Here is a 14,565-nt window from a genome sequence, read left to right on the forward strand (position 1 = left end):
CATGGCACTACTGGAATTAAAAAATGTATCTAAATCATTTGGCAGCGGGCCTTCACAGATAGATGTCCTCTCAGACATCAACCTTTCGGTTCATGAGGGCGAGTTTGTGGCCATTGTGGGGTTTTCAGGAAGTGGAAAAACCACCCTGATCAACCTGATCAACGGACTGCTTTTTCCCGACAAGGGGGAAGTGCTCCTTCACGACCAGCGCATCACCGGACCGGGGCCCGACCGGGGCGTGATTTTTCAAAATTACTCCCTCCTGCCCTGGCTATCGGTCTATAGCAATGTGAAACTGGCTGTAGATGAGGCATTCACCCACCTCTCCGAAAAGGAAAGGGCTGCCCATACCGACCAATACATCGATATGGTGAACCTCACTCCGGCACGGGACAAAAAGCCCTCTGAGCTCTCCGGCGGCATGCGCCAGCGGGTATCTGTGGCGCGGGCACTGGCCATGAACCCGGAGATTCTGCTGATGGATGAACCACTCAGCGCACTGGACGCACTGACGCGTGGCTCCCTTCAGGAAGAGATCATCAAAATATGGAGCCAGGACAAAAAAACCGCCATCCTCATCACCAATGATGTGGACGAAGGGATACTCATGGCAGACCGGATCATCCCGCTCACTCCCGGGCCAAAGGCAACGCTGGGGCCTGAGTTTAATGTGCCATTTGACAGGCCGCGAGACGTCACAGAGATCAACAAGGATCCCGAATACAAAAAACTAAGAAACGAGATCCTCGAATACCTCATCGAAGTTGGTGCCACCAGAAGGCAGGTAAGCGATCAGAAGTACATCCTGCCCGACCTGCAGCCCACCATGCCCGGAAGGATTATTTTCAAGAAGAAAAAGAAAAAAGAAACCGTCAAATATTTCTAAAACACACGGCCATGCAAGCACAACTTAAAGACACCATCGAACTGGTCCCGGAGACCGCCGAAAAGCCCAATATGCTGGTCTGTGAAGACCTTCGGAAAGTATATCCCACACCCAAGGGCGACTATGTGGTGCTGGACGACCTTCAGCTCTCCATCAGGCAGGAGGAGTTTGTCTCCATCATCGGGCACTCCGGCTGTGGTAAGTCCACGCTGCTCACCATGATCGCCGGGCTCAATGACATTAGTGGCGGTAAAATCTATGTAGACCATGATCAGGTGCGTGATGCCGGGCCAGACCGGGCCGTAGTGTTCCAGTCGCCCAGCCTACTGCCCTGGCTCACGGCCATGCAAAACGTCATGATCGGGGTGAAACAGGTCTTTCCCGGAGCCTCCAGAGCCGAAAAGGAGGAAATCTGCAAGTACTACCTGGACAAGGTGGGCCTGGGCAATGACTTCCACAAACGTGCTACCGACCTTTCTCAAGGCATGCAGCAGCGGGTGGGCATCGCGCGCGCCTTTGCGCTGAAACCTAAAGTACTTCTCCTCGACGAGCCCTTTGGGATGCTGGACTCCCTCACCCGCGGAGAGCTGCAGGATGTGCTGCTGGAAATCTGGCAAAAAGAAAAGATCACGGCCGTGGCCATCACCCACGATGTGGACGAGTCCATCTTCCTGGCGGATCGGGTGATCATGATGACCAGTGGGCCCTATGCCAAGATAGGTGATGAACTCACCATCCCCTTTGAGCGACCCAGAAACCGCAAAGCCGTACTGGAGCACCCGGAGTACTACGACTATCGGGCGTATTTACTGAATTTTTTGAATCATTGAGAGTAATAATGACGCACGTTGATGAGTGTGACAGGTTTTCCACAACCTATCAGGACTCCCCTATTCCCAACCTCCTTGCTTTGATCAAATAGATTACGTAAAATATTTACGTATTATTACTTAATTATTCTAGGTAATTACGTAGTTTTGGAAAACATCTGAACTACATAATTATTTTAGCATGGAAACAACTCAATCGGGAAAAGCCAAAAGAATAGAACTATTTAACCTCAGCACCATCAACATGCGGGTATTTCACCTGACCTGGCTGGCGTTTTTCCTCTGTTTCTTCGGGTGGTTTGGTATCGCACCTATGCTCTCCATCGTCCGCGATGACCTGGGCATTACCACCGATCAAATCGTCAACACTAACATGATTGCCGTGGCGTCCACGGTCTTCATGCGGCTGATCATAGGTTGGTTATGTGACCGTATAGGCCCTAGAATCACTTATACATGGTTACTGATCCTGGGTTCCATTCCGGTCATGATGATCGGAATGGCCCAAAATTATGAGCAGTTCCTCATCGCGCGGATGTTTATCGGAGCCATTGGCGCTGCGTTTGTCATCACACAGTTTCACACTTCGGTGATGTTTGCCCCCAATGTGGTAGGCACCGCCAATGCCACCACCGCAGGGTGGGGAAACCTGGGCGGCGGAGTGACCCAGCAGGTCATGCCCGTGGTATTCGCAGGGGTACTGGCCTACGTAGGAGCAGAGCACCTGGCCTGGAGGTATGCCATGATCGGCCCGGGAGTGCTCCTTTTCGTCATGGGCCTCGTTTATTACCGTTTCACACAGGACACTCCGGAGGGCAACTACAAAGACCTGCCCAACATCAGCAAAAAGAAAAGCGAGGCAAAGGCCTCGATCGGTACGGTATTGAAAGACCACAGGGTGTGGGTACTCTTTCTTATCTACGGGGCCTGCTTCGGGGTAGAGCTCATCGTCAACTCCAAAGCGGCGCTGTACTTCACAGACTACTTCGACATGGACATTAAAACGGCCGGTTTGATCGCAGGCCTATTTGGCCTGATGAATCTCTTCGCCCGATCCCTGGGTGGCTATTTTGGGGACCGCTTTGGCAAAATCGGCGGACTCAATGGCCGGGTGAAATGGCTGTTCGTAGCGCTCTTTATGGAAGGTCTTGCCCTGATCCTTTTTTCCAGAATGGATACCATCCCCCTCATCATCATGTCGCTCATTTTCTTCAGCCTCTTTGTACAAATGAGTGAAGGTGCCACCTACAGTGTAGTGCCCTTTATCAATAAGAAGGCGCTGGGAATGGTCTCGGGCATCGTAGGCGCCGGAGGCAACGCGGGGGCTGTGGCCGGTATGCTTTTGTTCAAAAAACAACTCACAGGCCTGGAGTGGACAGACTCCTTCTACGTACTCGGTTTTATCGTCCTCGGGGTTTCGTTTTCGTCTTTCCTGGTACGGTTTACCAAAAAGGCTGAGGTAGCCGCTCCGGCAGCCAACAAAGAAGTAACCGTAGAGAAACACCTTCAGCCGGAATTAGCAGAAGCCATTTAATCACCTAAAGAATATCCACATGTCACAAAAATGGGAAGAATCACATAAGACCGTATGCTCCTACTGTGGAGTGGGGTGTGGCATTGTGGTCTCCAAGGACAAGAAAGGTCGCCTGAAGGTAAAAGGGGATGAATCTCATCCTGTGAACAAAGGCATGCTTTGCTCCAAGGGAATGAACCTTCACTACACGGTGATGGATCAGAGTGACCGGCTGCTGAAGCCGGAAATGCGCTGGAGCAGACGCCACCCCATGGCCGAAGTGAGCTGGGATACCGCCATCGGTCGTGCTGCGGCCGTTTTCAAGACTTTTATCAAAGAACATGGACCCGATAGCGTCGGGTTTTATGTTTCCGGCCAGTGCCTTACGGAAGAGTACTACCTGGCCAATAAGCTGGTGAAGGGCTTTCTGGGCACGAATAACATAGACACGAACAGCCGCCTTTGCATGAGCTCCGCTGTAGTAGGGTATAAAGAAACTTTGGGAGACGATACGGTACCTATCTCCTACGAAGACATAGAACTATCCGATTGTATCTTCATAGCCGGAGCAAATCCGGCGTGGTGTCATCCCATCCTTTTTAGAAGGATAGAAAAACACAAAGCCGACAATCCGGATGTCAAAATTATTGTAGTAGATCCTCGGGTGACCGATTCCTGTGGCTTGGCGGACCTGCATTTGCAGGTCCAGCCGGGCACAGACATGTTCCTCTTTCATGCCATAGGCAAGTACCTCATAGAGCAAAACATGGTGGACGAGGAATTTATCCGAAAGCACACCAATGGGTTCGAAGCGTATGCGCATGAGATCAAATCCAGGTCGCTGCAGGAGTATGCAGCCATGTGTCGGGTGCCCATCGACTCCATCATTGAGGCAGCCAGGATCATTGGCCAATCCAAAGGATTCATCACCATGTGGGCCATGGGGCTCAACCAAAGTACTGCAGGGGTCAACCAAAACCTGGCGCTTATCAACCTTAGCCTCATCACCGGAAAAATAGGAAAACCAGGCTGTGGACCGTTTTCACTCACCGGACAACCCAACGCCATGGGCGGAAGAGAAGTGGGCGGACTCTCCAACCTGCTGGCAGCTCATCGAAACCTCGCCAACCCCACGCACCGCAAGGAAGTAGCCGACTTCTGGGGAGTAGATGCCATTCAGGAAAAACCGGGGCTCACGGCCACAGAGATGTTCGAATCACTGAAGTCTGGCAAGATGAAAGCCATCTGGATCATCTGCACCAACCCTTCGGTGAGTATGCCCAATGCCCGACTGGTAGATGAGGCCCTCAAAGCCGCCAAGTTTGTGATCGTTCAGGACATTTCCAGAAAAAGTGACACCACCCAATATGCCGACCTGCTGCTACCTGCTGCGAGCTGGCTGGAGAAGGAAGGCACCATGACCAACTCCGAGCGACGCATCTCTCATTTGGCTAAAGTGGTAGACGCACCGGGAATGGCGCTTCCTGACAGTGAAATTCTTATTCGCTTTGCGAAAGCAATGGGCTTTCATGGATTTGATTTCAACAATCCGGCTGAGGTCTATGAAGAGTATACCCGCCTCACCAAAGGCACCAGCATTGATGTTTCAGGGCTTTCCTATCACAAGCTGAAGCGCGCGGGATCGATCCAATGGCCGGTACCTTCAAGTGACCATCCCGGCACCCCCAGACTCTTCGAAAACGGGAAGTTTCTCACACAAGATCAAAGGGCCAACATCCTGGGGACCGGAGCACAAACGGCCCACGAAGAACCCTCAGAAGATTATCCGCTCATTCTCACCACGGGCAGGATCAGGGATCAGTGGCACACCATGACCAAGACCGGGAAAGTAGCCAAACTTAAAAAGCACATCGATCGACCCTTTTTGGAAATACACCCTGACGATGCAGACTTCAGGGACATCAGAGATGGAGATCCGGTGCGCATCTACAACGACCGGGGCGATGTGCAGGTGGCGGCCAAAGTCACTGCCAGCATCAAGAAAGGGGTGGTATTCCTGCCAATGCACTGGGGGAAGAAACTGAACATCGACCTGTCCCGAGCCAACAACCTCACCAGTGAGGCTGTAGACCCCAAATCAAAACAGCCCGGATTCAAGTTTTCCGCTGTGGAGGTGTTGCGCCATCTGATTCCCCGAAGGAAAATAGTGGTCATAGGTGCCGGAGCAGCGGCCTATCGCTTTGTCAATACCTACAGGGACTTCAATCAGGAAGACGAGATCCATGTATTCTCCAAAGAGAAATGGCCATTTTACAACCGGGTACTCCTCCCCGACTATGTGAACGAGACCAAAAAATGGGAAGACCTGGTGAAGTACACGGAGGCCGAACTGGAAGCACTCAACCTGCACCTGCATCCGGCCAACCCCATCACCCGGATCAACAGAGAGGACAAGACCCTGGTGGATGACAGAGGCGACACGCACAGCTATGACCTCCTGATCATGGCCACCGGTAGCCGGGCATTTATTCCGCCCAATGCACCTATGCACCTACCCGGTGTCTTTACCATGCGCGACCGTGAAAATGCCGATGACCTCAAAAAACAACTCTGCCCCGGCAGCAATGTACTGGTGATTGGCGGGGGCCTCCTCGGGCTGGAACTGGCAGCAGCCTTTACAGAAATGGAGGTGAGCGGAACCATCGTACAGCTGGGCTCCAGACTCATGGAACGCCAGCTCGATCCTATGGCCAGTGCCATGCTGCGTGAATATGTGCAGGACCTGGGGGTGCGCATCTTCACCAACGATGAGGTGGTGGACATCACCGAGAACGAAGACAAGCTCCTGCAAGTCACCCTCAAAAGTGGCAATAGCCTCCTGATGAATGCCGTGGTGTATGCCATAGGCACCAGGCCTAATACCCAGTTGGCCATCGATGCAGGGCTGAAGTGCGGGCGTGGGGTGAAGGTCAATGACTACCTCCAGTCCAGTGATCCTGAGATTTTCGCGCTGGGAGAAATTGCTGAGCACAACCAAAGGATGAACGGCATCACGGCCGCAGCGGAGCAGCAGGCGGATATTTGTGCCCGTTACCTGGCTGGCGACCCGTCTCACCATTACTCGGGCACCACCCCAATGAACATCCTGAAGTTCCCCAGTCTGGATCTCTGCTCCGTGGGCACACCCGAGATCCCCATCAATGGAAAAAATTACAGTGAGATCACCTTTCTGGATCGGGAAGCACTCTATTACAAAAAGTGCATCATTCACAACGACAAGCTGGTGGGTACTATCCTGATGGGCGATAAGGCCGAATTTGCTGAGTACAAAGAACTCATCGAGAGTGGTACAGAGCTCTCAGACAAGCGCCTGCAACTCCTGCGATCTGGTGGCACCCCAGAGCCGGTGAAAGGAAAGCTGGTTTGCTCCTGCAACAACGTGGGAGAAGGAAACCTTCTGGAATCCATTGCTTTGGGGAATGACACCCTCAACAAACTCTGCCAGGCATCCGGAGCGGGTCTTGGGTGCGGAAGCTGCAAATCAGAAGTCAAACGATTAATCGATCGGTCTTTGGAGGCGGTCACATAAATGTATCTTTGTTCCATCTTTTCTGGTAATTAGCATTTCAGATATGCAGGTAAAAGACTTAGTGAGAATATTTGTAAAGGGTGGGATCATCTCGCCGGGAGATTTCCTAAAAACCCTGCTGGTAGCCGAAAAACTGGGTGCCTCCCACCTGCACTTTGGATCCAGACAAGACATTCTCTTTGCTGCCAAAGAGAAGAGTAAGGCCATTTTGGATGAAACCTTTCAGTCCATCCATACGGAGTATGAAATCAATACTTTTGAATACCAAAACATCCTGAGTTCCTATGTATCACAGGATATCCTGCCGGGAAAGCAATGGCTGGCTTCTCATATTTATCACTACATCCTCAACGGGTTCAACTACCGCACTCGCCTCAGGGTAAATGTGGTAGACCCCTCGCAAAGTCTGGTGCCACTCTTCACCGGGCAGGTCAACTTCATTGCTTCCAATCTTGAGAATTACTGGTATGTATACCTGCGCCTCAAACGCATCCAGGATACTCCCTGGCAAATGCCCCTGCTGGTCTATACCGAGGATCTGGTAAAAGTGGCACAGGCCATTGAAAATGAGCACCTGCATGAGCGAGCAGATACCTATCAGGAAATATTCACCTTTCTGACGGAAAACGTGCAGATGAACACTCAGCCTGTCACCGAAAATCTGGTGCTCCCTGAGCCTCATTTCCCCTATTACGAGGGCATCAACCGGCTGGCCGATGGAAAATACTGGCTGGGACTGTACTGGCGGGACAACAAGTACCGCATCTCTACCCTCAAAGCCATCATGGAGCGGTGCATCGAAACGGAAGTGGGTAAAGTGACCCTCACACCCTGGAAATCTTTTGTCATTAAAGGGATTTTTGAAAAGGATCGCATCGGGTGGGAAAAGCTCATGGGCAAATTCGGGATGAATCTGCGCCACAGTTCCCTGGAGCTCAACTGGCACCTGCCTGCATTGGATCAGGAGGCTTTGGACCTGAAATTTTATCTGATCCGCGAGCTGGACAAACAAGACATCAGCACGTATGGCCTCACCTTTACGATCAAGACCTCACCCGATATCATTCTGTTTACCTCGGTGGTGATTGAAAAATCCGAAAGCGGTGTATCGGAGAGTTACAATATTCTCTTTAGCAAAAATTTCAATCCCAACCTCACGGACTATCATTACTATGCCAGAGATGTACATAAGTCAGTACTGGCATCGCTCATTTTGGAGCTGAGTCTGGTGTATTACGAAAACCTGGATGAGGAGAAGGCAGTCTCCCCCAAAGTAAAGTCCATCATAGACAACATCCAGAAGGAGCTCTATCAATGTGTACACTGCCAGACGGTCTATGACAGTGAGTTTGGAGATCCCGAAGCTGGGATCAAACCCGGTACACCCTTCGCAGCTGTGGGAGCAGACTACATCTGCCCTACGTGTGGCGGCAACAAAGAAGGTTTTACAAAAATGAGCCTCGGCTAGTATCCCGGTCTTCCCGGGTGTTCACATTCACCAGAAACCCGGCACTCCCTTCAATGGCTTTGGTGGCACATTTTTTTAAAATATCCTGCAGACTGTAAACCTCCTTGCGGATGGCACGCTTCAGCACAATAAAGGCTCCGGGATTGTAAATGGTGAGGGTGGTCTCATAAAACCTACTCTCAGGATGCTGATAGGTGATGATATCATATTCCGGAGCATTGGCTGAGATCAATTCGGTGACGGCTTCAGGTGTTAGTCCCATGAGGTCACATGCCACCACCAGCCAGCTGGACTTAGCGTCCTCAGCAATGGCCGTAGCCAGTCCACCGATGGGTCCAATCTGATCATATGCATCTACCAATTTGTTGTAGGTATCCGGGATCACTTCAGCTTGTCGCTCATTACAGGAAATATAAACGGGGAGTCCCTGCGCAGTTAACATCTCATACAGGTGTTGATACTGTGGAGCACCATTGTCTTCCAGCAGGTATTTCTCTTCACCCATCCGGGAGCTTTCTCCCCCGGTAAGTATCAGGCATTTTATCATTTCAAAAAAGGCAGTTATTTGGCACACATGAGCTCTAAAAAAATGGAGCTTGGTGATGAATTTACCTCATTTTTCTGAAAAGGAAGAAATTTGATTCCTCAAAAGATCGGATGGACTTCTACCACAAAACGGATCAAGCAATATTTGCGTGGGTATCACTATATATTTACATTTTTGCTCAACCTAATTAATCCACTTTGAATTGAGAAAAGTAGGAGCGTAAAGGCGGGCGGGGCATCCAAGGCAAGTGTGAATCATTTTGACTCCAACAATTCCTAAAAAAGACCAAACACAGTGAGTCAAAATGATTTTTTGCGTTGGTGCCTTTTCTTTTGCTTCGTTTTCTTTGGGCAAGCAAAGAAAATGAAGGTAGGTGGTCAATTAATTGGATTGAGGAAGTGAGGCATCAGATCACCTCACCATCAATCTTTGATACAGTCTTCCCACAAAAATTCCGCTTGATTCCACAAAACCCTACAACTTGAAATCATGAAGATAGGTGGCCTGCAAAGTGCTGGACATATAGACCAGCGGTGCATTCCAATTGATGGCTACCTCGTTGGTAGAGTAGCTGCATTCTTCATCCAGATAGCATCTTGCCGGATGGGACATCATGTATGCCTGTCGCCCGCAATCATCATTGACGTTCCTTGGATTAGGACCACCCACCAGCATGCCCGGCACAGGGGCTTCCACGCCATCTGAAGCCGACGGACGGTGATGAACCTTTTGCGGAGACAAAGAACCTTCTCCGGTCACAAAGCAATACCCGGTAGCATTTCTACCCAGCACATAGTCCAGACCCGAAAGTGCGGCCTCATAAAATTCCCGGTTTCCAAATAGCCGATAGGCATTAATCAGCACCATCCCCTGATTGAGAATCTCAGAATTGCTCCCCCAGGTAAACTCATCGAGTGTAATTTTATAGGGAGCCGTTCGCCAAACGTTGGTCAGTCTGTCGGCTATGACCATCAACTGATCTGAGGATTGTTTATTGAGTTTTTCTGAGACGCCCATTCTGGCCGAGGACAGTGAGATGAGTCCAAGTGTCTCCACAGACGCCCAACTCGGTACCCTGAAGATCTGAAAGTCGTCTATCGTGATGCCCTGCATATAAATATCCCTGCCCGTGGCCAGGTACAGCTCTGTGGACGCCCAAAAGAACTCATCCCGGAAATCGAGATCGCCGTATCCCCCGGTGGAAATGGCTGGATGACCAGCCATCGCTACATTGGGGTTTTCAAAAGGCACTCTGGAATTCACAGACGCCCACCGCCAGGCTTTTTCGGCTTTTTCCAGTAGTTGGGCAGCATATGCCGGATGAGTGGCACGAAACAATACGGATGACTTGGCCAAAACGGCCGCAAAGTCCAGTGTGGCGGCCGTACCTTTCGCTACTACATAGCGCTCACCAGTAGCCTCTGATGGTGCTACAAAATTTTCAAAACTGGCTGAGGTGGTCTTGTGATACACCCCTCCGTCTTCAGGATCCTGCATGGACTCCATCCAGCGAACGTTCCACATAATTTCATCCAGCAGATCTGGCACCTGGTTGTCGCTCTCGGGCAGATTCCAGGTGAGGGAGTCAAAAAGACCCGAATTGTGCTGATATGCAGAGATCAGCGTATAGGTGGCAATCCCAGAATTCACCACGTACTTATTGTAGTCACCTGCATCGTACCAGCCATATGGTGTGGAGATTATCGTTCCCGCTGGCCGTGAGGAACTGGCCGCACTGGCATGTACATACACCAGGGTGTCGGGATGCGCATATCCGCGGTGATAAATCCCCGAGTGGCTGGGATCAAGTGATGTGGAGGCCCGGTTGTAATAGTAAGACTTAGAAGCGCTCTTGACAAGCTCCAGATAAGGGGTATGAGAAATCTCAAAAAAGTGGGAAATCGTTTCTCCACATTGAATTCGGTAGGTCCCGGACTCATTAAAAGCACTAAAATCAGCGATGGCTACTTTTTCGCCTGATTTATTCCAATATTTTGTCTCCAATAGCACCCCTTCAAAAACAGGTTCATTGGAGGAATTGATTAATGAGAAATTATTGCTGGTTGGTTCTACGATTGCGGCTTGTTTTTTGGCATGCTGCAAATAACCAATCTGATTGATACGTATGTCCGGAGTGACTTGCTCGATGTTTTGACTTTTGACCATGCAGCCAACGATCGATCCAAAAACCGACATCAATAAAAGTAAACGAGCTCTTCTGATAATATTTCCCATTGACATGGTTGATTTCGTCTCTGATTCAACGCCAGAGATCATTTCGTCACTGCTTAACAGACCTTTATGAATCATCAGCAAGGTGACGCGACATCCCAGAATCGCGCCACACTATACCAATGATAAGAAATAATACAGGTCAAAAAACTGACCAAGATCTTGCCGGTAATACCGGAATGAAAGTGCCACACCGGAGACAGCCTCCGGTGTGAGCTCATGATTAATTTAATTGAAGCCTACCCGGTCCACATAGATGGTGGTGCCGGTCACGCCTTCTACTTTGAAAATCCATCTGGTCACATTGGCGAGGTTCACATCAGGATAATTAGACAGGTCCAAATTGAACTCTGTCCAAGCACCTTCCGTGATAGTCACCGCGTTATAGTTACCCCAAACATCTGATCCGTCCGAGCCCAAAATGGCAGCAACTGATGCTCCATTGGTACCAGGGCCTCCATAAATGGCAAACGAAAGCACACTCATACCGCTGGCATCCACACCAGTCATACCTCCGGCAGAAACTCCGCCATCACTGGCTGTAGAGAACTTCCAGGAAACACTACCTGCGTAGGCTTGCTCAGTATTGGCATTATCCGAAACATCTGTATTCCAGCTCCAGTCTCCGCCACCAAAGTTGACACTCTCGTCAAACATATCTATAGCCAAAGGTTTGGGGCCTCCCAGGTCAAAGCCGACACGATCCACATAAATGGTAGTACCGGTCACGCCTTCTACTTTGAATATCCATCTGGTGACATTCGCCAGATTGACATCCGGATAGTTGGCCAAATCAATTTCAAACTCAGTCCACTCACCTTCGGAAATGGTGACAGAATTATAGTTACCCCATACATCTGCGCCATCAGACCCAAGGATGGCAGCTACGGTAGCTCCATCAGTACCAGGCCCTCCATATAGAGAGAATGCAAATACGTTCATTCCTGTAGCATCTACACCAGACATTCCTCCGGCAGAAACCCCGCCATCGCTGGCTGTGCTATACTTCCATGACTTACTTCCCGAATAGAATTGCTCAGTACTGGCATTGTCAGACACATCAGTATTCCAGCTCCAGTCTCCTCCTCCGAAGAACACCTCATCATCATACAGGGTAAGTCCCAATGGGGACGGACCAGCTCCAGGCACTACCACATTCACACCCAGATTAGCCGAATAGCCATGAATGGTGGTGTAGGTGATACCCCCAGACTTGGTCCCCTCCGGCACACTCAGTACGATTTCAGTGGGGCTGTGGCTCACGAAATTAGCCGCAGCAATAGGGTCTACCGATGGCAGAGACAGCTGAGCGACCAAATCAAGATCGGTACCAGTGATGGTCAGATTGTCTACACCTGGCACTGCCACAGCCGGAGCTGCTGCTGTACCTACAGGCAATACGATGGTCAGCGACTGAGACGTCACTACACTTACTGGTGATAATTGATTCAAGGTAAGTGTTCCTTTCAAAGTCATGGCAGGTACTGCCACTACAATCTTACTCGCCGCCTGGCTCACAAAGTTGTCTTTGGTAACTGTAAGATCACCACCAAAACCGATAGAAGTCACCAGGTCCAAATCCGTACCATTGATGGTCAGGTTCTCAGTGTGTCTCACTGCTGTAGGACTCAATGAAGTCACTGCAGGCAGGGTCACGACCAATTCATTCTCAGAAGCAAAAGTCAAAGGATCTGTACCTCCTGAACTAAAGATCAGGAAGCCAGTCTGAGCCTCCATGGGCACTTCCACTACCAACTCAGTCAGTGACTGACTCACAAACTCCTCTACCAATAAGCCATCCTTGAAAGTAACGCTCTCTACCCAGTTTAGCAGATCACCGGTCACCGTAATGGTGGATCCGGGACGTGCCTCAGCAGTAATAGAAGTAATCGTCACCGGTACCTCAAAGCTCAGAGGTGATTTGGTCTCAATATCCCCGTCTTTGGTTTTGAGTGTTACCAAACCAGCTTGCGCTGCCTTAGGAACAGTAATCTCAATCAAAGTAGAAGATTTGGTCAGGAAATCTGTGATTTCTATCTCCGGCTGCAGCACGATGGCCGACACTTTGTCCAGATTCAGACCAATGAATTTAATGGTATCCCCATGCTTAACTCCGGACGGTCCGTAGCTCAGTAGCACCACTTCACTGCCCATGGTATCCTCCTCTTCGCAGGACATCAGCAAACCACTTGCGCCCAGGATGCATACCAGCGCTAGCGACAGTATGTTCAGACTATTTATATATTTTATCAATTTCATATCTGTAATAGTTATTTAAGAATCCTAAAGCTCTACTATCCGCACATTGTCGATATAGATTTCAAAGGGAGAGTTGTCCGCCGAAGGTGCTCCAAGCATCCAGAAACTCAAACTGCCTGTGTTGTCCATATTGAACTTGTTAGCAGACTCTGTGTACACCACATCCCCACTGTCGTTGGTATTCATGTTGTATTTGAATTCAGTGATCGGAATGGTCACAGTAACCCACTCACCTCCAGAGTCTACAGCACCACCGGCTGATTCCCATGGTCCCCAGACCGCTCTTGGGTTGAGGTCGTTGCTCCAGATCTCATTGTTACCCCCATTGTTCCATGGTGCAAAGCAGATGTTCAAATATGAGGCATCCCAGGTGATGATCTTCGCTTCAAATTTCAGTGCATAGTTTTCAGGTTCTCCAGGGATAAGACTGCCCTCAGGACGGCCATTTCCCTGACCCCAAAACTGAGATTCGTAGTGATTGTCACCCAAAGGTCCTTCCTCACGAGGGGCATCGGCGCTATAGGTACCGCTCAACTTCAGGTAGTTACCATCCAGGCTGTGATCGTCCGTCACATACAAACCTGGTCTCCAGCTACCATCTGCGTTCAGATCGTCGTAGTTCAGGAAGATGTTTCGCTGATCTCTGTAATGAAAACTGGTTTCTGTAGTCCCAAAGTTTGTTTGGATGGTCAACGGACCCGGTGCAGCTCCCTCAGGTATGGTCACCTCCAGGGTATTCTGATCTACAACCTCCACTACGGCTTCAGCCCCGCCTGTGAAAGTCACAGTCATTGGCTCAAAAAAGAAGTCTCCAGTGATCACAGTGGTAGCTCCTACAGGAGCATACTCACTCACCATGGCCACAGGCATAGGCTCAGAAATTTCCACCACAAACTTGTGAGACAAAGTAGATCCATTGGAAAAGACCAACCTCAAGTCATTCGTCACCTCAGAAGGCGCCCTGCTTGGCAGGTTTACAAGGATACTTTTGTTGGTCACGTAGGTAGGAATGACGACTGCTTCCAGATCATTGAACCACACCTCTCTGGTACCGCCCAGGTTTTCACCCATAATGGCCACCAGGTCTCCAAGAAAAGCTCCTACCAAAAGAGAATCTGAGCTTTCAGGATTGGTCACCCTCACGTAGTGAATTACCGGCTCTCCGCCTTCACTGTCTTCACATGAAGTCACGGTCATCAATCCCAGCAAAATCACCGGAATCAAGAATGTGAATATTTTTTTATCTAAAATTTTCATTTTGCAATTCGCTTTAATAACAA

At 49.9% G+C, this 14,565-nt stretch carries 9 protein-coding genes; 5 read left to right on the top strand and 4 right to left on the bottom strand.

The annotated features are described in order from the left end of the window. Position 1 precedes the first annotated feature (1 nt). The 5 genes from ACHKAR_RS19735 to ACHKAR_RS19755 all read left to right on the top strand — a co-directional run bounded on the left by ACHKAR_RS19735 (position 2) and on the right by ACHKAR_RS19755 (position 8,247). Entirely contained in the window at positions 2-886 is an 885-nt protein-coding gene (locus ACHKAR_RS19735) for an ABC transporter ATP-binding protein (protein ID WP_395419095.1), read from the top strand. An 11-nt stretch (positions 887-897) separates the two neighbouring features. After that, positions 898-1,716, top strand: a complete 819-nt coding sequence (locus ACHKAR_RS19740; RefSeq protein ID WP_395419096.1) for an ABC transporter ATP-binding protein — start codon at positions 898-900, stop codon at positions 1,714-1,716. Positions 1,717-1,897: 181 nt separating this feature from the next. Continuing rightward, on the top strand, positions 1,898-3,250 hold the full coding sequence (locus ACHKAR_RS19745) for a NarK family nitrate/nitrite MFS transporter (protein ID WP_395419097.1): 1,353 nt from the start codon (positions 1,898-1,900) through the stop codon (positions 3,248-3,250). A 19-nt stretch (positions 3,251-3,269) separates the two neighbouring features. Next, complete coding sequence (locus ACHKAR_RS19750) at positions 3,270-6,779, top strand: molybdopterin-dependent oxidoreductase (RefSeq protein ID WP_395419098.1); 3,510 nt, start codon at positions 3,270-3,272, stop codon at positions 6,777-6,779. Positions 6,780-6,840: 61 nt separating this feature from the next. Next, on the top strand, positions 6,841-8,247 hold the full coding sequence (locus ACHKAR_RS19755; RefSeq protein WP_395419099.1) for a rubredoxin: 1,407 nt from the start codon (positions 6,841-6,843) through the stop codon (positions 8,245-8,247). Here ACHKAR_RS19755 and ACHKAR_RS19760 read toward each other — a convergent pair. From ACHKAR_RS19760 to ACHKAR_RS19775, 4 genes are all read right to left on the bottom strand, one after another. Further along, positions 8,225-8,794 carry a molybdenum cofactor guanylyltransferase gene (locus ACHKAR_RS19760; protein WP_395419100.1) on the bottom strand — a complete coding sequence of 190 codons (570 nt, stop codon included), beginning with the start codon at positions 8,792-8,794 and terminating at the stop codon, positions 8,225-8,227. The two genes, ACHKAR_RS19755 and ACHKAR_RS19760, sit on opposite strands and share 23 nt — an antisense overlap. Positions 8,795-9,268: 474 nt before the next feature. Next, a complete protein-coding gene (locus ACHKAR_RS19765) occupies positions 9,269-11,029 on the bottom strand; it encodes a glycoside hydrolase family 9 protein (RefSeq protein WP_395419101.1) in 1,761 nt (586 codons plus the stop codon). Positions 11,030-11,254: 225 nt separating this feature from the next. Continuing rightward, positions 11,255-13,285 (bottom strand): hypothetical protein, encoded by a 2,031-nt coding sequence (locus ACHKAR_RS19770; protein WP_395419102.1) that lies wholly within the window; start codon positions 13,283-13,285, stop codon positions 11,255-11,257. Positions 13,286-13,309: 24 nt separating this feature from the next. Further along, positions 13,310-14,542 carry a glycan-binding surface protein gene (locus tag ACHKAR_RS19775; RefSeq protein WP_395419103.1) on the bottom strand — a complete coding sequence of 411 codons (1,233 nt, stop codon included), beginning with the start codon at positions 14,540-14,542 and terminating at the stop codon, positions 13,310-13,312. Positions 14,543-14,565 lie beyond the last annotated feature (23 nt).

It is taken from the genome of Marinoscillum luteum (genome assembly GCF_044005705.1).
GTDB lineage: Bacteria > Bacteroidota > Bacteroidia > Cytophagales > Cyclobacteriaceae > Marinoscillum > Marinoscillum luteum.

Bases quoted from the DNA above. Each gene is read 5' to 3' on its own strand.
- ACHKAR_RS19735 (WP_395419095.1), top strand. From the start codon at position 2: ATGGCACTACTGGAATTAAAAAATGTATCTAAATCATTTGGCAGCGGG.
- ACHKAR_RS19740 (WP_395419096.1), top strand. From the start codon at position 898: ATGCAAGCACAACTTAAAGACACCATCGAACTGGTCCCGGAGACCGCC.
- ACHKAR_RS19745 (WP_395419097.1), top strand. From the start codon at position 1,898: ATGGAAACAACTCAATCGGGAAAAGCCAAAAGAATAGAACTATTTAAC.
- ACHKAR_RS19750 (WP_395419098.1), top strand. From the start codon at position 3,270: ATGTCACAAAAATGGGAAGAATCACATAAGACCGTATGCTCCTACTGT.
- ACHKAR_RS19760 (WP_395419100.1), bottom strand. From the start codon at position 8,794: ATGATAAAATGCCTGATACTTACCGGGGGAGAAAGCTCCCGGATGGGT.
- ACHKAR_RS19765 (WP_395419101.1), bottom strand. From the start codon at position 11,029: ATGGGAAATATTATCAGAAGAGCTCGTTTACTTTTATTGATGTCGGTT.
- ACHKAR_RS19770 (WP_395419102.1), bottom strand. From the start codon at position 13,285: ATGAAATTGATAAAATATATAAATAGTCTGAACATACTGTCGCTAGCG.
- ACHKAR_RS19775 (WP_395419103.1), bottom strand. From the start codon at position 14,542: ATGAAAATTTTAGATAAAAAAATATTCACATTCTTGATTCCGGTGATT.